15 protein-coding genes and 1 pseudogene are annotated in these 20,669 nt (G+C 71.0%); 8 read left to right on the plus strand and 8 right to left on the minus strand.

Annotation, left to right across the window (positions count from 1 at the left end):
• The first annotated feature begins 51 nt into the window (after positions 1 to 51).
• Positions 52 to 3,930, plus strand: coding sequence for a DNA-directed RNA polymerase subunit beta' (locus D6B71_RS07020; protein ID WP_121253416.1), 3,879 nt, complete (start codon positions 52 to 54; stop codon positions 3,928 to 3,930).
• A 79-nt stretch (positions 3,931 to 4,009) separates the two neighbouring features.
• Here the strand turns inward: D6B71_RS07020 and D6B71_RS07025 are convergent, their stop codons facing one another.
• Positions 4,010 to 4,699, minus strand: coding sequence for a winged helix-turn-helix transcriptional regulator (locus D6B71_RS07025; RefSeq protein WP_121253418.1), 690 nt, complete (start codon positions 4,697 to 4,699; stop codon positions 4,010 to 4,012).
• A 136-nt stretch (positions 4,700 to 4,835) separates the two neighbouring features.
• On the opposite strand from D6B71_RS07025, the gene D6B71_RS07030 reads away from it, so the two are divergent.
• The 4 genes from D6B71_RS07030 (at position 4,836) to D6B71_RS07045 (ending at position 9,414) form a co-directional block, all read left to right on the plus strand.
• On the plus strand, positions 4,836 to 5,222 hold the full coding sequence (locus D6B71_RS07030) for a DsrE family protein (protein ID WP_121253420.1): 387 nt from the start codon (positions 4,836 to 4,838) through the stop codon (positions 5,220 to 5,222).
• 139 nt (positions 5,223 to 5,361) lie between these two features.
• Entirely contained in the window at positions 5,362 to 6,444 is a 1,083-nt protein-coding gene (locus tag D6B71_RS07035; protein ID WP_121253422.1) for an IS110 family RNA-guided transposase, read from the plus strand.
• A 438-nt stretch (positions 6,445 to 6,882) separates the two neighbouring features.
• On the plus strand, positions 6,883 to 8,088 hold the full coding sequence (locus tag D6B71_RS07040) for an IPT/TIG domain-containing protein (protein WP_121253424.1): 1,206 nt from the start codon (positions 6,883 to 6,885) through the stop codon (positions 8,086 to 8,088).
• A 57-nt stretch (positions 8,089 to 8,145) separates the two neighbouring features.
• On the plus strand, positions 8,146 to 9,414 hold the full coding sequence (locus D6B71_RS07045) for a geranylgeranyl reductase family protein (protein WP_121253426.1): 1,269 nt from the start codon (positions 8,146 to 8,148) through the stop codon (positions 9,412 to 9,414).
• 110 nt (positions 9,415 to 9,524) lie between these two features.
• On the opposite strand, the gene D6B71_RS07050 is transcribed toward D6B71_RS07045, so the two are convergent.
• On the minus strand, positions 9,525 to 10,616 hold the full coding sequence (locus tag D6B71_RS07050; protein WP_121253893.1) for a plasmid pRiA4b ORF-3 family protein: 1,092 nt from the start codon (positions 10,614 to 10,616) through the stop codon (positions 9,525 to 9,527).
• A complete protein-coding gene (locus D6B71_RS23080; RefSeq protein WP_206051606.1) occupies positions 10,613 to 11,647 on the minus strand; it encodes an SEC-C metal-binding domain-containing protein in 1,035 nt (344 codons plus the stop codon). The genes D6B71_RS07050 and D6B71_RS23080 overlap by 4 nt, the downstream gene beginning before the upstream one ends.
• A gap of 311 nt (positions 11,648 to 11,958) precedes the next feature.
• On the opposite strand from D6B71_RS23080, the gene D6B71_RS07060 reads away from it, so the two are divergent.
• The gene (locus tag D6B71_RS07060; protein WP_121253428.1) at positions 11,959 to 13,041 is read left to right on the plus strand and encodes a Fic family protein; all 1,083 of its coding nucleotides are present in this window, start codon (positions 11,959 to 11,961) and stop codon (positions 13,039 to 13,041) included.
• Between the two features lie 45 nt (positions 13,042 to 13,086).
• Positions 13,087 to 13,197: pseudogene (locus tag D6B71_RS23905) on the plus strand (hypothetical protein); the annotation flags it as partial.
• Here the strand turns inward: D6B71_RS23905 and D6B71_RS23910 are convergent.
• Entirely contained in the window at positions 13,193 to 13,555 is a 363-nt protein-coding gene (locus D6B71_RS23910) for a replication initiator (RefSeq protein ID WP_420846306.1), read from the minus strand. The pseudogene D6B71_RS23905 and the gene D6B71_RS23910 sit on opposite strands and share 5 nt — an antisense overlap.
• Before the next feature lie 76 nt (positions 13,556 to 13,631).
• Between D6B71_RS23910 and D6B71_RS07070 the strand changes: the two genes are divergently transcribed.
• Positions 13,632 to 14,537, plus strand: a complete 906-nt coding sequence (locus D6B71_RS07070; RefSeq protein ID WP_121253432.1) for an NUDIX domain-containing protein — start codon at positions 13,632 to 13,634, stop codon at positions 14,535 to 14,537.
• Here the strand turns inward: D6B71_RS07070 and D6B71_RS07075 are convergent.
• The 4 genes from D6B71_RS07075 to D6B71_RS07090 are packed head-to-tail and all read right to left on the minus strand — an operon-like array spanning position 14,521 to position 20,657.
• Positions 14,521 to 16,302, minus strand: a complete 1,782-nt coding sequence (locus D6B71_RS07075) for an ABC transporter ATP-binding protein (protein ID WP_121253434.1) — start codon at positions 16,300 to 16,302, stop codon at positions 14,521 to 14,523. The genes D6B71_RS07070 and D6B71_RS07075 overlap by 17 nt on opposite strands.
• Complete coding sequence (locus tag D6B71_RS07080; RefSeq protein WP_121253436.1) at positions 16,299 to 18,089, minus strand: ABC transporter transmembrane domain-containing protein; 1,791 nt, start codon at positions 18,087 to 18,089, stop codon at positions 16,299 to 16,301. Before D6B71_RS07080 ends, D6B71_RS07075 begins: the two co-directional genes overlap by 4 nt.
• A gap of 49 nt (positions 18,090 to 18,138) precedes the next feature.
• On the minus strand, positions 18,139 to 19,227 hold the full coding sequence (locus tag D6B71_RS07085) for a hypothetical protein (RefSeq protein WP_121253438.1): 1,089 nt from the start codon (positions 19,225 to 19,227) through the stop codon (positions 18,139 to 18,141).
• Positions 19,224 to 20,657, minus strand: a complete 1,434-nt coding sequence (locus D6B71_RS07090; protein WP_164519568.1) for a substrate-binding domain-containing protein — start codon at positions 20,655 to 20,657, stop codon at positions 19,224 to 19,226. Before D6B71_RS07090 ends, D6B71_RS07085 begins: the two co-directional genes overlap by 4 nt.
• Between the last annotated feature and the right edge of the window lie 12 nt (positions 20,658 to 20,669).

Below are 20,669 nucleotides of genomic sequence, written 5' to 3' on the forward strand. Positions count from 1 at the left end.
CCCACCCCCGTACTTCACTTTTCTTAGAACTACCGAAGGGTTGCAGCCAACGTGCTCGACGTGAACTTCTTCGACCAGCTTCGGATCGGCCTGGCCACCGCGGAGGACATCCGCCAGTGGAGCCACGGTGAGGTCAAGAAGCCGGAGACCATCAACTACCGCACGCTCAAGCCCGAGCGTGACGGCCTCTTCTGCGAGAAGATCTTCGGCCCCACCCGGGACTGGGAGTGCTACTGCGGCAAGTACAAGCGCGTGCGCTTCAAGGGCATCATCTGCGAGCGCTGCGGCGTCGAGGTGACCCGCTCCAAGGTGCGCCGTGAGCGGATGGGCCACATCGAGCTCGCCGCCCCGGTCACCCACATCTGGTACTTCAAGGGTGTGCCGAGCCGCCTGGGCTACCTGCTCGACCTGGCGCCGAAGGACCTCGAGAAGGTCATCTACTTCGCGGCCTACATGATCACCGCCGTCGACGAGGACGCCCGCCACCGCGACCTGTCCTCGCTCGAGGGCAAGGTGCAGCTGGAGCGCGAGCGTCTCGAGAAGCGCCGCGACACCTCGATCGAGGACCGCGCCCGCAAGCTCGAGGAGGACCTCGCCGCGCTCGAGGCCGAGGGTGCCAAGGCCGACCAGCGCCGCAAGGTCAAGGACGGCGCCGAGCGGGAGATGAAGCAGCTGCGCGACCGCGCCCAGCGCGAGATCGACCGCCTCGACGAGGTCTGGAACACCTTCAAGTCGCTGAAGGTCCAGGACCTGATGGGCGACGAGATGCTCTACCGCGAGATGAAGACGTGGTTCGGCAAGTACTTCGAGGGCCACATGGGCGCCACGGCGATCCAGAAGCGTCTCGAGAGCTTCGACATCGAGGCCGAGGTCGAGTCGCTGCGCGAGATCATCGCCACCGGCAAGGGCCAGAAGAAGGTCCGCGCCCTCAAGCGGCTCAAGGTCGTCGACGCGTTCCGCAAGACCGGCAACAAGCCCCAGGGCATGGTGCTCGACGCGGTCCCGGTCATCCCGCCGGACCTGCGGCCGATGGTCCAGCTCGACGGTGGCCGGTTCGCCACCTCCGACCTCAACGACCTCTACCGCCGGGTGATCAACCGCAACAACCGGCTCAAGCGGCTGCTCGACCTCGGCGCGCCCGAGATCATCGTCAACAACGAGAAGCGGATGCTCCAGGAGGCCGTCGACTCGCTGTTCGACAACGGCCGCCGCGGCCGTCCGGTGACCGGCCCGGGCAACCGTCCGCTCAAGTCGCTCTCCGACATGCTCAAGGGCAAGCAGGGTCGCTTCCGTCAGAACCTGCTCGGCAAGCGCGTCGACTACTCGGGCCGTTCGGTCATCGTGTCCGGTCCGCAGCTGAAGCTGCACCAGTGCGGTCTGCCCAAGCAGATGGCGCTGGAGCTGTTCAAGCCGTTCGTGATGAAGCGGCTCGTCGACCTCTCCCACGCCCAGAACATCAAGTCCGCCAAGCGGATGGTCGAGCGGGCGCGCCCGGTCGTGTGGGACGTCCTCGAAGAGGTCATCACCGAGCACCCGGTGCTGCTCAACCGGGCACCCACCCTGCACCGTCTCGGCATCCAGGCCTTCGAGCCGCAGCTGATCGAGGGCAAGGCGATCCAGATCCACCCGCTCGTCTGCACGGCGTTCAACGCCGACTTCGACGGCGACCAGATGGCGGTGCACCTGCCGCTGTCGGCCGAGGCCCAGGCCGAGGCGCGGATCCTGATGCTCTCGACCAACAACATCCTCAAGCCGTCCGACGGCCGACCGGTGACCATGCCGACCCAGGACATGATCATCGGCCTGTTCTTCCTCACCGCCGACCGTGACGGTCAGCCCGGGGAGGGCCGGTCGTTCGGCTCGCAGGCGGAGGCGATCATGGCCTTCGACCGCGGCGAGATCTCGATGCAGAGCAAGATCCGCATCCGTCTGGACTCGATCGTCTCGCCGGTCGGCGTGGCGCTGCCCGAGGGCTGGGTCGAGGGACAGCCGGTGACGCTCGAGACCACGCTGGGCCGCACCCTGTTCAACGACACCCTGCCGGCCGACTACCCGTTCGTGAACTACGAAGTGGGCAAGAAGCAGCTCGGGGCGATCGTCAACGACCTCGCCGAGCGCTACACCAAGGTCGAGGTCGCGGCGTCGCTGGACGCGCTCAAGGACACCGGTTTCCACTGGGCGACCCGCTCGGGGGTGACGGTCTCGATCGACGACGTCACCACGCCGCAGAACAAGGCCGGCATCCTGGAGAGCTACGAGGCCCAGGCCGCCAAGGTGCAGAAGCAGTTCGAGCGCGGCCTGGTCACCGACGAGGAGCGCCGCCAGGAGCTCGTCGAGATCTGGACCGAGGCGTCGAAGAAGGTCGGTGACGCGATGGAGGAGGCCTTCGATCGCAGCAACCCGATCTTCATGATGGTCAACTCCGGCGCCTCCGGAAACATGAACCAGATCCGGCAGGTCGGCGCGATGCGTGGTCTGGTGGCGAACCCGCGAGGCGAGATCATCCCGCGTCCGATCAAGGCGAACTTCCGTGAGGGTCTCTCGGTCCTGGAGTACTTCATCTCCACCCACGGTGCCCGCAAGGGTCTCGCCGACACCGCGCTGCGTACCGCCGACTCGGGCTACCTCACCCGGCGCCTGGTCGACGTCTCCCAGGACGTCATCATCCGCGAGGACGACTGCGGCACCGAGCGCGGTCTGCCCAAGCGGATCGGCGAGCGTCGCGAGGACGGCACGGTCGTCAAGCACGAGAACGCCGAGACCGCGGCCTACGCCCGGTCGGCGGCCGTCGAGGTCACCCACCCCGAGACCGGCGAGACGCTGGTCGAGGCGGGCGGCGACCTCGGCGACGTCAAGATCGGCGAGCTCGTCGCGGCCGGCATCGAGGAGGTCAAGGTCCGCTCCGTGCTGACCTGCGACGCCCGCACCGGCACCTGCGCGAAGTGCTACGGCCGTTCGCTGGCCACCGGCAAGCTCGTCGACATCGGCGAGGCGGTCGGCATCATCGCCGCCCAGTCGATCGGTGAGCCCGGCACGCAGCTGACCATGCGTACCTTCCACACCGGTGGTGTGGCCTCCGCGGACGACATCACCCAGGGTCTGCCCCGTGTGGTCGAGCTCTTCGAGGCCCGCTCGCCCAAGGGCCGCACGCCGATCTCCGAGGCGGCCGGCCGGGTCGAGATCGAGGAGACCGACAAGGCCCGCAAGGTCCTGGTCACTCCCGACGACGGCTCCGAGGTGCAGGAGTACCCCGTCTCGAAGCGCTCGCGCCTCAACGTCGAGGACGGCCAGCACATCGAGGTCGGCCACCACCTCACCGCCGGCACCCCCGACCCGCAGGACGTCCTGCGGATCCTCGGTGTCCGCAAGGCACAGGAGCACCTGGTCGACGAGGTCCAGCAGGTCTACCGCAGCCAGGGCGTGTCGATCCACGACAAGCACATCGAGATCATCGTCCGGCAGATGCTGCGCCGGGTCACGGTGATCGAGTCCGGTGACACCAACCTGCTGCCCTCCGACCTCGTGGACCGCGTGATCTTCGAGGAGGAGAACCGCCGCGTGGTCTCCGAGGGCGGCAAGCCGGCCTCGGGTCGACCGGTGCTGATGGGCATCACCAAGGCCTCGCTGGCGACCGAGTCGTGGCTCTCCGCGGCCTCCTTCCAGGAGACCACCCGCGTCCTCACCGACGCGGCGATCCACGGTCGTTCGGACTCGCTGCGCGGTCTGAAGGAGAACGTGATCATCGGAAAGCTGATCCCGGCGGGCACCGGCCTCGAGCGGTACCGCAACATCCGGGTGGAGCCGACCGAGGAGGCCCGCGCCGCGGCGTACTCCGTCACCGGCTACGACTCCTACGACTACGAGTTCGGAAGCACCGGCGGCCAGGCCGTCGCGCTGGACGACTTCGACTTCGGGTCGTACCAGAACTAGCAGTCAGATGACGAAGCCCCCAGCGTCCTCGGCGCTGGGGGCTTCGTCATCTGTTGGGACAGGACGGCGGTGCCGCCGGTCACAGGTCGGCCGGCGCCACCCGGCCGAGCACCGGGTGTGCTCCGAACCAGTCGGTGAACCCACGCTCCAGCGCTCGTGCCCCCTCGATGGAGATGGAGCCGTCAGCGACGGCGGCACGCAGTGCTCGGTCGCCCATCCAGACCTCGGTGAGTGTCCGGACGTCGCAGGTGACCCACAGGTCGACCCGGTGGCCGGGGTCGATCAGGCACAGGTCGATCGGCGGCTCCTCGGACCCGTCGACGACCAGCCAGAAGCGGGAGTGTCCGGCGGGCGCCTCCCGGAAGCGGAACTCCACGACCGTCCGGCTCGGTAGCCCCGAGGGCTGCAGCATGCGGCGGATGTCCCACATCAGCAGAGCCGGGTCCAGCTCGTCGGGGCCGTAGTGACTCCGCGCCCAGCGCTGGCCCCACACCCCCATCGCCTCGATGATCGGGTAGAGCTCCCAACCGGCCGCGGTGAGCGCGTAGGACGATCCTCGCCCCTGCTCGGTGCGCGTGACCACGCCGGCGGCGACGAGCTGGCGCAGTCGCTTCGAGAGCAGCGTAGGCGACATCAGCGGCACCCCTCGCTGGATCTCGCTGAAGTGGCTGCTGCCGCACATGAGCTCGCGCAGGACCAGCGGCGCCCAGCGCTCGCAGAGGATCTCGGCCGTCTTCGCGACCGGGCAGAACTGGCCGTAGCCCGCCATCCGGCGACTGTAGGCCGACCGGCGGCGGACGCACCAGGCCCGGCGCTACAGAACGTGTACTTCCGCGAGGCGAGGCCCCGGCCCACCGTGGGTATAGGTGCCGGCGACCCGGCCGGCGCACGACGAGGGAGCCCCGATGAGCAGTGACGCGAGTGCAGGTCCGGCAGGGAAGGCGGTCGTCTCGCTGGCGACCGGGTTGGAGGACGCCGAGAAGGTGACCGTCGCCCTCCTCGTCGCGGTCGGGGCCGCGGAGAGTGGTCGGCCCACGCTGATGTTCCTCACCAAGGAGGCCGTGCGGCTGGCCGTCGTGGGCGTCGCGGTCGGCACCGCGTGCGAGGGTTGCCCGTCCATCCCCGACCTGATGGGCCGCTACGAGGCCGCGGGCGGCGCCTACCTCGTCTGCCCGGTCTGCGTGAACGCCAAGAGACTCCAGGACCAGCCCCTGATCAACGGCGCGACCCTGGGTGGCACCGTGCCGATGTGGGAGTGGATCGGCGAGGGCGCGACGACATTCAGCTACTGACGGAGCAGGACCGCCCTAGACGGTATGTCGTGACCGGCTCGGCCTGAGGCGGTTGCGGGCCGGGGCCTCACTCACAAGATTCGTGGGTTACCGAGCAGGGGCCGCCTGCTCGGCCTATCCGACATTGTGGGAGGCCCCGGTGTTCACCGAGCGTACGAGCGTCGGGCTCGACGTGCACGCACGATCTGTCGCGGCTGCGGCGATCGATGGCGTCACGGGCGAGCTCGTCCAAGCCAAGCTGACCCCGTCGCACGATCACATCCGGTCGTGGCTGGAGGACCTTCCGGGTCCAGTGGCGGTGGCCTACGAGGCCGGCCCGACCGGGTTCGGCTTGTCCCGGGCACTGGCCGCGGCAGGGATCAGGTGCGAGGTCGTCGCACCGTCGAAGCTGCAGCGGCCCTCGGGTGATCGGGTCAAGACCGATGCCAAGGACGCGGTGCACCTGGCCCGGCTGCTGCGCCTCGACGAGTTCACGACCGTGTCGGTCCCGACCGTGGACCAGGAGAACGCCCGCGACCTGGTTCGCGCTCGCGAGGACGCCCGCGGTGACCTGATGCGGGCCCGGCACCGGTTGTCGAAGCTCCTGCTGCGCCAGGGGATCGTCTACTCCGGCGGTCAGGCCTGGACCACCACCCACGACACCTGGCTACGCCGGCAACGCTTCGAGGCGTCCGCGCTGCGGCTGACCTTCGAGTCCGACTACGAGGCCGTGCTCGCCGTGAAGGCACGCCGCGACCGGCTCGATGAGGCCATCGCAGCCATGGCTGCCGACAGCGAGTTCACCCCGATCGTGCGGCGCCTGTGCTGTCTACGTGGGGTCAGCACCCTGACCGGGTTCGCGTTGGCAGTTGAGGTCGGTGACTGGCACCGGTTCACCGGCAACACCATCGGCTCGTTCATCGGGCTCGTGCCGTCGGAGTACTCCTCCGGAACCAGCAGGGTTCAGGGCTCGATCACCAAGACGGGCAACACTCATCTGCGTCGGCTGCTGGTCGAGGCCGCCTGGCACCACCGGGCCCGCTATGCGCCGGGCAAGACCATGCGGGATCGGTGGGAGCTCGCGACGCCAGCAGCCCGAGTGCGCGGTGACGCTGGCAACCGGCGACTGAACGCCCGCTGGGACGCCTTCCGTGCCCGTCGCAAGCGGCACGTGGTCGCCAACGTCGCGATCGCCCGCGAGTTGGCCGGCTGGTGCTGGTCCCTGGCCGTCCTCGAGGACTGAGAAAGCCCGGCCACCCTGACTGCTTCGTCGGCCAACGTGGTGGAAGCAGCGCGTGGAGTGACCCGCGAAACAGCTATGAGCAGCGCCGAGCGATCAGCGCGACGCTCGACCCTAGACAAGCGGTCCGCTCCTGCCGAACACCCCGTCCTGCGGTAACCAACCCGCGCATATCAGCCTGACCGCGCGTCGCCAACGACACGCTCACCACCGACGACATCGACGAAGCACGAGGCGCCCGTCCCGAGTGCTCGGGACGGGCGCCTCACCCTGCTCTTGACAGGGATCACCTACATATCAGCTGAATGCCACGGATGGCTCCGAACGGCCAGCGACCTGCCGATCAGGTTGTTGCCCCCTGCCCGCGGCACGCACGTCGGGCCGGACGGTCGCCGCCGGCGCGCGCCGTCGGCGTCACCCAGCAGACCAGCAGGAGCTCACATGTCTGTTCGCCGGAGCCGGGCCGCACGAGTGGCGGCCATCTTCGCGGCCGTACTCCTCGGCGGCGCTGCCCTGACCGCGGTGCCCGCGCTCTCGGTGTCCGCGTCCGGTGGCCTCACCCCCGGCGTGGCCCGCATCGACGAGCCCGTCACGACGGTCAAGCGCCTCTCCAACGCCACTGGCGTGCCCGGTCAGACCGTTCTCGTCGTGGGCTCGAACCTGGCGCGCAAGGTCGGGGAGAGCCTGGTCCCCCACCCCGTGAAGTTCGGCACCGCGGACGCCGTCGTCTCGAAGGCGGTCTCCGAGACGGCCCTCGAGGTCACGGTGCCGAACGCGCCGACCGAGGTCGTCGCGGGTGCCACGACGGTGATGGTGACTGTGGGGACGGCGACCAAGGGGCCGAAGTTCTCTTACCTGCTCGACCTCACCGTGACCACGACGGCGACAAACCTGGGCGAGCTCGAGCCGATCAGCGAGACCGGGTTGCCCGGTGCCAGCATCACCGGGACGAACTTCAGCAAGGCCACCAAGGTCAGCGTGGGCGGCAAGAAGGCCAAGACCGAGCTGAAGAGCGCCACCGAACTGACCGTCCACTACCCGGCCGGACTGGTCGGCGCGCAGGACGTCGTGGTCTCGGATGCCCGGCTGGCGAAGTACGTCGGCTACGTCACCTACCTGCCCACCCAGCCGACCATCACCGCTGTCAGCGGTACCGCGGTCGCCGAGCTGCCGACGAAGGTGACGCTGACGGGGACCGACCTGAACCTCGTCACCAGTGTCATGTACGACAACAAGAAGGCAACGTTCACCAAGTCGAAGGACCCGACGTCGCTGACCGTCACCATCCCGGTCGGAGCGCCCGTCGTCGGTGGCGTTCTCACCGTGTCCACCAAGTACGGCGGCACCGCCAGCACCACGCTCGACAGGGTCACCGCCAAGATGCCGGAGGTGAGCGGGGTAGTAGGTGCGGACCCGGCCGGTGGGACCGTCATCGTCTTCGGAAACTACCTGCTCGGCCTGAAGAGCCTGGTGCTGACCGCTGTCGACGGTGGCACGTCCTACCCGGCGAAGTCGCTGAAGGTCGAAGGCCCGGGCAAGGCGACCGCGACGCTGCCGCCCCTGCCGGCCGGCACCTACGACGTGGTCGCCACCACCGTCGCCGCCGACGCCTCCCTGCCGTTCCGGCTCTCCATCGGCCCGGCCTGACCCGCACCGGTGTCGGCCGGATTTCTGAGGCTCGCCTGCCCCTGAGACAATCGAGGGGTGAACGCGCTCCCCGAGTCGACCGACGTGCTCGTCGTGGGCGCCGGGCCGGCGGGCTCGGGCGCGGCGGCCTGGGCCGCGCGGCACGGGCTCGACGTGCTGCTGACCGACCTTGCCGTCTTCCCCCGCGACAAGACCTGCGGCGACGGGCTCACCCCGCGGGCGGTCGGCGAGCTGCAGCGACTCGATCTCGAGGACTGGCTGCGTGCCCACACGGTCAGCAAGGGGCTGCGCGCGCACGGGTTCGGCCAGACTCTTCACCTGCCGTGGACCGCGGGCGGGTCGAGCCTGCCGGACTGGGGCTCCGCGGTCGCCCGCACCGAGCTCGACGACCACCTGCGCACCACCGCGATCAAGGCGGGTGCCCTCGCCGTCGACGGCGTCCGGGCCGTCGACGTGCGGCTCGAGGGCGGGCGGGTCCGGGCGGTGGTGTTCGAGCGCCGCGGTGCGGACGGCCCCGAGCGCCACGAGGTCGCCTGCCGGCGGCTGGTCGTCGCCGACGGGGTGCGCTCCCCGCTGGGCAAGAAGCTGGGTCGCGAGTGGCACCGCGACACCGTCTACGGCGTCGCCGGCCGCTCCTACCTCGCCTCGGAGCGCTCCGACGACCCGTGGATCAGCTCCCACCTCGAGCTGCGCGGCACCGGCGGCGAGGTGCTCTCCGGCTACGGCTGGATCTTCCCGCTCGGCACCGGCGAGGTGAACCTCGGTGTCGGCACGCTGGCGACCGCCAAGCGTCCCGCCGACGTGGCGCTTCGGCCGCTGATGGCCCACTACGCCGAGCAGCGCCGTGAGGAGTTCCGGCTCTCCGGCGAGCTGCGCGCCCCCACCTCGGCGCTGCTCCCGATGGGCGGCGCGGTCTCGAACGTCGCCGGGCCGAACTGGGCGCTGATCGGCGACGCCGCGGCCTGCGTCAACCCGCTCAACGGCGAGGGCATCGACTACGGGCTCGAGACCGGCCGGCTGGTCGCCGAGCTGCTCGCCGAGCAGCCGGGGGAGAGCTTCGACCTTGCCGCGGTCTGGCCCGCGCTGCTGCGCGACCACTACGGCGAGTCGTTCTCGATCGCCCGACGGCTGGCCGGGCTGGTCACGGTCCCGCGGCTGCTGCCCACGCTCGGCCCCGTCGGCATGCGCTCGGACCTGCTGATGACGCTGGCCCTGCGCTGGATGGGCAACCTGGTCACCGACGAGGACCGCGACCGCGCCGCCCGGGTGTGGCGCTGGGCCGGCCGCCGCTCGATCGCCCGCGACGCCCGCCCGCCGTTCTCCTGACCTCGCCTTGCCGGTCAAGCGCCGCCGCGAGTAGGCCGACCCTCCGGAGAGTCGTGCATCACACTCGTGCCTCACTTGACCCCCATCACTGGTCGCCCAGCGGCAGCCGATCAGAGCAGGTCGGCGAGCAGGTTCGCGCCGGGTAGCAGCGAGCGAGCCGATGGTCCCGGGGACCATTCTGATCGGCTGCGGGTGATGAGGTCCAGTGCCTGAAGCTGGTGCGCCAGGTTGCGGAGCTCGTCCTCCACGTCACGGGTGGTGATGGGCTTCCCGTCGCGGCTCCACCCGTGGCCGAGTAGCGGATGCACCTCGGCGGCGATCTGGGCGACCTGAAGCGGGCCGCGGGCCGCGAGCAATGCGACGGCGCGTTCCGCGGTCATGGTGTGGAACGCGCCTTCGTCGAACCAGGATCTGAGGCGACGTACGGTCTCGAGTTCGTCGGCTGCCGCCTTCGTGGGGCGCACGACGCCGTTGGTGAGGCGGACCAGCCGGACGTGCCGCAGCAAGTCGTGCAGGACGGCCAGGGGAAGCAGGTCCCCCTCGATGGAGGCGAGCCGCCCCATCGGATTCCAGCTTGGACGCACTTGCTGAACGGCGCGGACCACCGACCGCGGAAGCCGGCCACCGGGCGTGAGCTTGACCCCGTCGGCGAGCAGGCCGAGCACGAGGCGGACGCTGTCGGGCACAGCGCCGACCGCGTCGCGGACCCTGTGGGCCGTCGCGTGCTGGTCGAACGGTCGCAGCCGATCGCCGACCCAGGTGCGCATCGACTCGCGCTCGGGGTCCCTCGGGTCGGCGAGGGCCTTGAGGAGATCGGCATAGCCGCCGGCGCCGCCGCAGTCCTCCGGCGGGCAGGCCCCTTGGCCGTCGACGCAGCCCGGCTGATCGTCGCCTCGGCCCAGCACCTCGACGTCGTGCCGCCAGTTGTCGCCGAGGTCGTAGGCGTAGACGAAGCGGGCCGGCAGCGTGGACAGGCGTACGCCGCGCTCGTCGACCTCGCGGTCCTCGACCCAGTCCTCGAAGGGCACCGTGTAGACGGCGTCCTCGGTGCGGAACTGGTGGAGGTGGGAGTCGGTCCAGCCGATGGCGACCTGCAGCACCTCGTGGAGCTCGTCGAGGGTGATCGCGGCTGGTACGTCGATGACCCGCTCGACCCGCGGTTCGACCTCCTGCATGGTGACCCGCAGCCTGAGCGTCTTCACAGCGGTCCCCCGGGCGCCCCGCAGCACTTCTTGTACTTGCGACCCGACCCGCACCAGCACGGCTCGTTGCGTCCCGGCGGCCAAGTGACCGTGCGTGCTGGGTCTCGCGCCACGTCGGCTGCGTACTGGGCCCGCAGCTGCGAGGGGTCCGGCTCGTCTGGTGCGCTCTCGGTTACCCAGGGTTTGAACTCAGCCGACCGGACGGGCACCACGGACAGCCTCGGCATGCCGGCCTCGGCGTGGGCCCGCAGCCGACCCTCCATGCGTCGGCAGTAGACGGCGTGGCTGACCGGCTGGCCATCTTCGTCGTGCATGAGCGGGCTGTCGGCGAGGTCGGGCCAGCGCTGCGGCCAGTCGGCGTACTCGTCGGCGGGCAGCCAGGCCAATGCGATCGGGACCATCGGGGCCGGCTCGCCCACGGGCGTGACCTCTCGAGTGAGCCGGGGGCCGGACTGCGCCCAGTGGGCGGGCACTGTCAGGGAAGGAGACGCGGCCTGGAGCTCGTCCGCCTCGCGCCCCAGCTTGGCCAGCGATGCGGCGCGCAAGTCTCGGAGCTGGTCGAAGAGCTGTTCAGGGTCCCCCGAGCCGACCGCGAGCTCGAGTCCGCGAGTCAGCCAATCCAGTGCCAGCTCGTGCTCGCCGACCGCGCCGTACTCCAGGCCGGCGTTGTTGTAGACCCACACGTCGTCGGGGGTGTCTGTTGCGACCGCCTCCCAGATCTCGGCGGCGTCCGAGAGCCGGCCGTGCCGGGTCAGGATCTCTGCGCGGCGGCAGCGAGGATCCGGCTGACTCCTGTATCCCAGCTCCACCAGCAGGTCTGCCTCGCCTAGCGCCTCCTCGACCCGGCCGAGCTGGTCGTAGGCCTCGGCCAGCTCGCTGTGGAGATCGACAACGTCGAGGTAGTCCGCCGCAGCCGGGTCGCCTTCGCAGGTCGCGATGGCGCGTTCCAGGACATTGGCGTACTCCTCTGCCGGGCCACGACTTGCCCTGCGAATCTCTGCGTGGAGTCGATCGAGATCGTCGGTTTGCACCACGTCATCATGTCGCAGCCGAAGCGTCCGCAGCGTTCCAGGGCGGCCCTCGACGGGCCCCGCAGGCGAACGTGTTCAAGCACCTGATACGTCCGGACAGCGCGATAACTCCTCGCGACCCCCCTAACGCCTACGGTGGCATCGACCGCATGGCCGAGCAGGCCGACATCCAGCTGGGTCGGCGGGCGGAGTGATGTCGCGGCGGTCGCGTCGTGCCTGGGTCGCGTCCAGTCACGTACAGGTCTCGAGAACGTGTTAGGTTTTCCCAGAAAACTTAACACGTCGCCGGAAAGCGTTGAAGGAGCTGACATATGACCTGGAGTGCCGCGGTCCCCTTCAACGACCTGCCGCCGCTACCTCCCGAGAGGATCGACCTGGAGCCCAAGGTTGTGCTGAAAGCCACCGTCGAGGCTCGGACTGCGCTCGCGACGCTCGCCCAGGCAGGGCGGTTGCTGCCGAACCCCAACATCCTGATCCATGCCGTCCCGCTGCTGGAGGCGCAGGCGAGCTCCGAAATCGAGAACATCGTGACGACCGCTGACGAGCTGTTCAAGCACGTCGAGTCCGGTGGAGGCGACCAGGCGACCAAGGAGGCGCTCCGCTACAGGAACGCTCTCTTCGCAGGTGTCGATGCGATCAGGAGCAGGCCGATCACTGCGGCAACCGCCGTCCGGGTGTGCTCCGAGCTTCACGGCCGCGAGATGGATGTGCGTGCGGTGCCGGGGACGCGGATCGCCAACCCGACCACCCGCGAGATCGTCTACGCGCCACCGGAGGGCGCAAGCGTGATTCGCGACAAGCTCTCGGCCTGGGAGCGCTTTGTCCACGCAGAGGATGACCTCGACCCGCTGGTTCGGATGGCCGTCGCCCATTATCAGTTCGAGGCGATCCACCCCTTCCACGATGGCAATGGGCGTACTGGCCGCGTTCTCAATATCCTGATGCTCATCGAGGCAGGCCTGCTCGACGAGCCGATCCTGTACCTGTCGCGAGCGATCATCGCCCGGAAGAACGACTACTACCGCCTGCTGCGGGAAGTGACGGCTGAGAAAGCGTGGGTCGACTGGATCCTCTACATGCTCGACGTGGTGCGCGAGTCGGCAACATCGACGACTCGGAAGATCGGCGCAATTCGAAGGTGTCAGGACGACATCGCTGAGCGCGCTCGCGCTGCCACGCCTGGTGGCCGTGACGCACAGTTCCTCGACGTCCTCTTCGAGCAGCCGTACTGCCGGATCAGCACCGTGGCTGAGCGATGCGATGTATCGCGGCAGACCGCCTCGACATGGCTGCACGCATTGGTGGGAGCTGGCCTGCTCAGCGACGTCAAGGTCGGGCGCGAGCTGCTGTTCGTCAATCACGAGTTCCTCGACGTCTTGACGCGGCCCGAGTGAGGGAGGCGAAAGGATGGATCCGTGAGGAAGTCGATCGCGCAGTTCATGTGGGGGTTTCAGCCCCACTTCCGCAACGGCCTGGAGCGTGTCGCGCGTGACGTGTTCGAGCAGATCGGCTTCGGTCTCGGCGCCCGGGCGTTCCTCGTCGGATTCACCGACGACCCTGAGAGACCGTTCCCGGGCGCGAAGCGGGCGTCCGCGCTACAGCGTCGGCCGTCATCGCCAACAGCCGCTCGCCTTCCTTGCGGTGGCCGACCTGGACGAACCGCCAGCGGGCGGCCGCAGGTGGTTCCTCTTGATCGACGGGTTCGGCCTTGCTGGCTCGCCACTCGGCGCGGTGCGTCCGGAGGGCACCCATCGTGGTCGAGTATGCCCGCGTCTTCGTCGTGATGTGGCCGCGGTAGCCGAGAGTGTGCAGCCACCGCGCCATCTCCGACGGACCGGGGGAGTCGGCGAGCGCGAGCACTGTCCAAAGAACCTCGCGGACGTGCGGCCCTACGTCGAGCATAGGCACCGCACGCGGCGAACTGGTGCCATGTGATGGCCACGCTGGTGGAACTCGGTCGCGCGCGGTCTCCTAAGGTCGGGGCATGGCGGACCTCCCGATCGTGCAGCGCGTCGCGGCGTACGCAGTGATCCTGCGCGAGGACAAGATCCTGCTCAGCCGGCTCTCGTCCAGGCTCACCGACGACGAGCTGTGGACGCTGCCGGGAGGAGGACTCGACCACGGCGAGGACCCGCGGGACGCGGTCGTCCGCGAGGTGCACGAGGAGACCGGCCTCGACGTCGAGATCGGTGATACCGCTCGAGTCTTCTCGATGCACGTCCCCGCGGCGTGGCGCGACGGGCGCCGGGTCGACGTGCACGCGCTGCGCATCGTGTACGACGGGTGGGTGCCGGTCGACGCGCCGCCGCCGCGGGTCGTCGAGGTCGACGGCTCGACCGCCGAGGCGGCCTGGCTGCCGGTGGCCGACGTGCTCGACGGCACCGTCTCGGTGGTGAGCCTGGTCAAGGAGGCGCTCGCCGAGCACCGGCCGCACCGGCTGCAGCGGGTCGCCGCCTATGCGCTCGTCACTCGTGCCGGTCGGTCCGGCGAGGAGCTGCTGCTCACCCGGATCTCGGCGCGGGGGCACCACAGCGGCTCCTGGACCCTGCCCGGCGGTGGGGTCGACCACGGCGAGTCGCCGCGCGACGCGCTGGTGCGCGAGGTCCGTGAGGAGACCGGCCTGGACGCCACCGTCGGCGACCTGCTCGAGGTCGACGACGTCGCGTTCGCGGGCACCGCGCCCTCGGGCAGGCACGAGGACTTCCACGCGATCCACCTGATCTTCGCCGCCGCTGTGCCCGCCGGCGCGGATCCTCGGGTGGTCGAGCTCGACGGCACCACCGACGCCGCCGCCTGGGTGCCCCGTGCCGAGGTCGAGGACGGCAGCGTCCCGGTGCTCGCGGTCGTCCGCCGGGCACTGTCGGGCCGCGCGCTCAGCCCTCCGCGCTGAGCCCCGGTTCGTCCGGCGGAGCGGCCGGCACGGGGTCGCCGGCCCAGGCCGTCCACAATCGGGCGTAGCGTCCGGCCGCGGCCACCAGCTCGTCGTGGGTGCCGAGCTCGACCGGTCGCCCGTCCTCCAGCACCAGCACCCGGTCCGCCTCCCGGGCCTGCACCAGGCGGTGCGCGATGGTCACGGTCGTGCGCCCCCGCGCGGCTGCGCGGGCGGCCTGCTCCAGCTGGCGGGCACCGGCCGAGCCGGCCTCCGCGGTCGCCTCGTCGAGCACCACCACCCAGGGGTCGGCGAGCAGCACGCGAGCGAGCGCCAGCTGCTGGGCCTGGGCCGGGGTGAGAGTCAGGGCGCCGGCGCCGACATCCGTGTCCGCGCCCTGTGGGAGGGCGGCCACCCAGCCGGCCGCGCCCACCGCCTCCACGGCGGCCGCCACCTGGTCCGGGTCGGCGTCGGGGCGGGCGAGGAGCAGGTTGTCGCGCACGGTGCCGGCGAAGACGTGCACCTCCTGGCTGACCGCGGAGACCACCGGTCGATCCGGCAGTTGCGCCACCGGCACCGGTACGCCGCCGACGCGCACCTCGCCGGTGCTCGGTCGCAGCAGCCCGGCGACGGCCAGGCCCAGGGTGCTCTTGCCGGCGCCGCTGGCGCCCACGACCGCGATCCGCTCACCCGGGGCGACCTCGAGGTCGACACCGCTCAGGGCGGCCCGGGCGGGGGTGTACTCGTGGCCCAGCCCGGCGAGGCTGAGGCCGCGGTGCGAGGGCGCCTGGCCGGCCGCGTGGCCATCGATCGGGAGCAGCGCGACGCCGGCCAACCGGGTCAGCGAGGCACCGGCCGACTGGGCCTCGTCGAAGAGGAACAGCAGCGCCCCGATCGGGTTGAACAACCGGTGGAAGTACAGGGCGGCCGTGGTCACCGCGCCGACGCTGGCGCTCTCGGCCCGCACCATCGCGAAGCCGGCGCCGAGCACCAGCAACAGGCCGATCGCCTCGGCCCGGTTGGTGCGGGCTCCGAACCGCATCAGGAGGTCGAAGACGTCGAGCGAGAGCGCCGCCGAGCGCCAGGAGGCTCGCTCGATGTGCTCCTGCTGGGCGCCCGCGAGGCCGAAGGCACGCAGGGTGCGGCTGCCGTGGATGCCGGTGAGCAACGCCTCGGCCCGGTCGCCGTTGGCGGCCCGCTCCTGGCGGTAGTACGGGCCGGACCGGGGGAGATACCACCGCAGGGCCGAGGCGTAGGCCGGGGCGGCGGCGAGACCGGCCAGGCCGAGCCGCCAGTCGAGGGCGAGCAGACCGCCGAGGGTGAACCCGATGGTCACGACCGAGCCGACCAGAAGCGGCACCGCCTCGGTGATCGATCCGGCGACGACCCGCACGTCGTCGCTGACCCGGGAGAGCAGGTCCCCCTGACCGGTGGTCTCCAGTTCGTGGGTGTCCAGGTGCAGGGCCCGGTGCAGCACGTCCTCGCGCAGGTCGGCGAGCGCCGGCTCCGCGGTGCGCGCCAGCAGGCCCACCGAGAGTCCGGTGGCGGCGCCGGCGACGAGGGCGGCCAGCCCGATCCAGGCGGCCGCCAGCACCACGTCGTGGGCGGCGCCGTCGGCGCCCACCAGGTCGGCGATGCGGCCCAGCTGCCAGGGGGCGACCAATCCGGCCGCACCGGCGACGGCGAACATCGTCGCGCTGGCCAGCAGGGCGCCGCGGCGACGGGCCAGCAGGGAGCCGGCCAGCCGGGCCGCCTGGCGGGCGTCGGAGACGGGTAGCCGGTTCACCGCAGCACCGCCTCGCGGTAGTCGGCGCTGCTGACGAGGACCGCGTGCCGGCCGGTGGCCACCGCCCTCCCGCCGCGCACGTGGACCACGACGTCCGCGCGGGCCAGTAGCGCGGGGCTGCCGGTGACCACGACGGTCGTGCGCTCGGCCGTCCGCTCGGGCCCGTGCCGAAGCCGCCACAGACCTTCGGCGACCATCGTCTCGGTCACCGCGTCGATCGCGGTCGTCGGGTCGTGCAGCACGAGCAGCGGTGCGTCGGCGGCGAGCGCCCGGGCCAGGCCGAGACGCTGACGCTGTCCACCCGACAGGGTCGTCCCGTCCGCGCCGACGGGCTCGGCCAGGCCGGCACCGGCCGCGCTCACCAGCTGGTCCGCGGCAGAGGCGGTGAGCACACGTCGCAGCCCGTCGTCGCTCAGCTCTCCGCGGGGGTCCAGGTTCGTCAGCAGCGTCCCCTCGAACAGGTCGACGTGGTGGTCGGCGACCAGCAGCATCTCCTGGAGCCGGTCGACCGGCCACGAGGTGAGCACGGCCCCCTCGAGAAGCACCGAGCCGTGGGTGGGCACCGCCTCGGCCCGCAGCAGCGCCATCAGGGCGGCTGCGTCGCTGGGATCCTCCGCCACGACGGCGACCAGGCGGCCCGGCTCGAACACGAGGTCGAGCCCGGCCAGGCTGCCGTGGTGGACGGCCTCCAGGCGCAGGTCCGGGGCGGCCCGCGGCCCGCGGAGGGCCGGATCCGCGGCCGCGCCCGGGTCGGCGTTCTCGGCGGTGACGCCGTCCGGGTCCGGAGCGAGCACGAGAGGGGGCGTTGCGAGGAACGAGACGATGCGAGCGGCCGAGGCGCGTGACTGGGCCACCTGGGTCAGCAGGTAGGTGAGCATCCGCAGTGGCTCCCCCAGGAACTGGCTGATGCCGACGACCGCGACGAACTCCCCGATGCCGAGCCCGCCGTCGAGCGCGCGCAGGCCCGCCACCAGGGCGACCGCGGCCAGGAAGAGCCCACTGAGTCCCGCGGTGAGGCCCTGCACCGCACCCTCCCAGCCGGCGGCGCCGATGCTGGCGTCGGCCGCCTGCCGGCTCTGCCTGCGGTAACGGGCGAGCGCGTGATCCTCGGCGCCGATGCCCTTGAGCGGCCGCAGTCCGCGGACGAAGTCGGCGGCCAGGCCGGTGGCGCCGCCGAGCGCCTCCTGACGCGCCTCGCTGCGCCGGGTGAGCCGGGGTGCTGCTCCCTGGGTGACGGCGAGGACGAGCGGCACCCCCACCAGCACCAGCGCGGCCAGCACCACGTCGATGGCGGCCAGCACGGCCGCGCTGACCAGCAGCCCGACGCCACCGGCGACCGTGAACGTGAGCTGACGCAGCACGGTCGCCACGCTCTCCGCGTCGGCGGTCGCCAGGGCCAGCACGTCGCCGGGCAGGCGGTCGGGGCGTGCTCCGCGGGGGGAGAGCATATGGGCGGAGACCTCGGTGCGGAGGGCATGGGACTCGGCCTGGAGGGCTCGGAAGCCCCAGCGCGCACCGAACCGGTAGCTGTAGCTGAGCACCACGAAGTGGAGCGCGAGCACACCGCCCCACAGCAGCATCTGGTCGACCTCGCCGGTGACCACGCCGCGCTCGATCACCACCCCGATCAGCACCGGCACCATGAGCTCGGCGATCTGCCAGACGGTCACCAGGGCCGCAGAGCCGGCGACCCGCCCGCGTTGGCGCCGGACGGTACGGCGCAGCAGAGCGCCGGACGTGCTCGGCAGCTCGGTGCGCCGAGCGGCGGAGGAGCTGTCGACCGTCACGGCAGGAGTCTGCCGGTCTCGACCCACCGGGCCGAACTCGGGACGGCTCTCAGAGCTCGCCGACCGCGACCTCGCAGAGGTTGCGATGGGGGCCCTTGCGGTTGTTGGTGATGAAGTACGACGAGACGATCAGGTCGCGGCGTACCCCACCGACGGTGTAGCCGAGGGTCATCATGCCGTTGCGTGGCAGCGGCAGTGGCCCCACCTGCCCGGTGGCGGGGTCGTAGCCGAGCCAGGTGCTCTCCACGTGGTCGTCGACGGGCCCCTCCTGGCTGATCCACGAGACGTCGACGGAGGCGTCGGAGGTGGGTGGCGTGAGGGTGATCCACCGGTCGCCGTCGGCGGCGCCGCCACGGTCGGACTCGCAGCGCACCTCGAGGTCGCCGACGCCGGGCACGGTGGTGACCTGCGACTCGTGGCCCGGCGCGTCGTCGTCCCCGTGCCAGTTCACGCCCCGGCTCGCGTCCAGCCGAGTGGTCAGGACCGCGGAGATCTTGCAGAACCGGTCCTTGACCGGATAGGCGAACCGCTCCCACCACCAATTGATCTTGAAGGCCGTGACGGGCGGCGGGTCCGGTCGGGTGCCGCTCCGGTTGCGTCCGGGGCGCTGGCTGATCACGCCGTCGATGTAGCCGGTGGAGAAGTCCTCGATCGGCGTGAACTGGTTGAGGCCCTCGTGTGCCGTCGGACCGGTGCCGCCGCGGCCGTTGTCGTCGGCGTGGTCGTAGGTGTAGATGCGGGCGTTCTTCGTGGCGACGACGTCGACGCCGTTCTTGGTCTCGTACTTCGCCAGCCACATCTGCGTCTCGGCCGTCCGGTCGAACGCGTAGAGCTTGACCATCGTCGCCTTCGGCCGGCAGATCAGGCTGAGGTTGCCGATGCCGGGAACGACCGCCGAGCGCTGGTAGACGCGCTTGCGTTTGTAACCGTGCCACTTGACCCGCACCCGCTGGACCTGGACGTCGCCGGTCCGGGCCCGGACCGTGACGGTCGGTGCCGCGGCGGGTGCGGCAGTGGTGCCGAGCCGCCGCTGGTCGAGCGTGGCGCCATCGTCGCCGGGGGCCCCCGCCGCCGCGAGCGAGGAGGTCAGCAGGACGACGACCGTGGCCGCCGCCGACGCGAGGGCCCGGCGCTTCATCGTGCCGGCACCTCCGTGGGCGCGGTGCTCCCGGGCTGGGCGTCCGGGTCGCTCTCGTCCGGTGCCACCAGGACCGGCGCCTTCTCGCCCCGCAGCCAGGCGAGCTGGGTGCTCACCGACGTGTCGGGCAGCGGCACCAGCCGCGCGTCGAGCGCCTCGTCCTGCGCGTTGCGCAGGTAGTGCTGGAGGAAGTCGACGACCTCGTGGCGCTCCAGCGAGCGCATGGTGCTGGTGAGCAGCAGCTGCCGCGACAGGGGGTACTCGCCGCTGATGATGGTCCGCTGGCTGGGGAAGATGCAGTTCGTCTCGCCCTCGGGCACGGTGACCTCGAAGGGCCGCAGCTGGTCCTCGAACAGCTCGTAGTAGCTGAACCGGAAGTACGCCACCCGGCCGCGCAGCCGCTCGACGATGCGCCGGGCGTCACGGGAGAGCACCCACCGGGCGTGGATCTCCGCGTGCCGGTCCTTCACCCGCTCCAGCGCCACGACGGCCTCGCTGCGCGCCTGGTACGCCGCCTGCACGCGGGCCTCGTCCTTCGCCTGGTCGGCGGGGCTGCGCTGGTCGCGGTAGCCCTTCTCGCGCTCGGCGAGGGCCGCGCGCAGTTCGGCCCGGGCGTCGGCGAGCACCTGACGGGCGGTGACCAGCTCGTTCTTGGCCAGGTCGAGCCGGCGGGCCCGCTCCGGGTAGAATATCGCGAGCCGCTCCTCGCGCGGCGTGCCGACGACGAAGATCCGGGCGCCCTGGTCGTTCTCGAACGCCGCGTAGTCGGACCGCAGGTTGGTCAGCGCCGGCTCGGGAGCGTCGAGGACGGTCCTGCCGAAGAAGCTGAACGCGTTGTTGCTGGGGTCGGGCCCGCCCACGGCCAGCGGGACGTCGTCGAGCCCGACCTGCGCCCAGCTGGTGACCGGCGACCCGGCCCGGAAGATGTCGCGGATCTGCTCGGTGCTCAGGCAGTCGCCACCGACGTCGGTCTCGGACTTGATCGCGACCACGACCGCCTCGGCCGCGACCTGGAACTGCACGACATCGAGCCCGTTGTCGCGGCACAGCTCCCACTCGGCCCGGCTGATCGGGCGGGCGGAGTCGACCACGTCGATCTCGCCGGAGCACAGCCTCTCGAAGGCGCGCTCCTCGCCGTTGCTCGCGACGTTGACGGTGCTGGCGGTTCCGGTGGCGAGGTAGCGCGACCGGGCGCTGGCGGTCAGCGAGCCGCGCGTGGAGCCGTCGACGTCGACCACGCCGGCCGGCCGCGCCGGCAGCGCGGCGTACCGCTTCTCGATCTGCTCCTGCTCGTCGACGCTGGGCCGCCGGTCGGTGGACTGCCGGTCGTCGGTGACGGCTGTGTCCACGCCGTCGTCGGAGCAGGCGCTCAGCAGCAGGCTGGCGGCCAGCACTGCACCGAGCAGCGCCCGGGGCATGGAACGGGGCATCGATAGGCTCGT

The organism is Nocardioides ferulae (assembly GCF_003660455.1).
GTDB classification, from domain to species: domain Bacteria; phylum Actinomycetota; class Actinomycetes; order Propionibacteriales; family Nocardioidaceae; genus Nocardioides; species Nocardioides ferulae.

Bases quoted from the DNA above. Each gene is read 5' to 3' on its own strand.
- D6B71_RS07025 (WP_121253418.1), bottom strand. From the start codon at position 4,699: ATGGCGGGCTACGGCCAGTTCTGCCCGGTCGCGAAGACGGCCGAGATC.
- D6B71_RS07030 (WP_121253420.1), top strand. From the start codon at position 4,836: ATGAGCAGTGACGCGAGTGCAGGTCCGGCAGGGAAGGCGGTCGTCTCG.
- D6B71_RS07040 (WP_121253424.1), top strand. From the start codon at position 6,883: ATGTCTGTTCGCCGGAGCCGGGCCGCACGAGTGGCGGCCATCTTCGCG.
- D6B71_RS07060 (WP_121253428.1), top strand. From the start codon at position 11,959: ATGACCTGGAGTGCCGCGGTCCCCTTCAACGACCTGCCGCCGCTACCT.
- D6B71_RS07070 (WP_121253432.1), top strand. From the start codon at position 13,632: ATGGCGGACCTCCCGATCGTGCAGCGCGTCGCGGCGTACGCAGTGATC.
- D6B71_RS07085 (WP_121253438.1), bottom strand. From the start codon at position 19,227: ATGAAGCGCCGGGCCCTCGCGTCGGCGGCGGCCACGGTCGTCGTCCTG.
- D6B71_RS07090 (WP_164519568.1), bottom strand. From the start codon at position 20,657: ATGCCCCGTTCCATGCCCCGGGCGCTGCTCGGTGCAGTGCTGGCCGCC.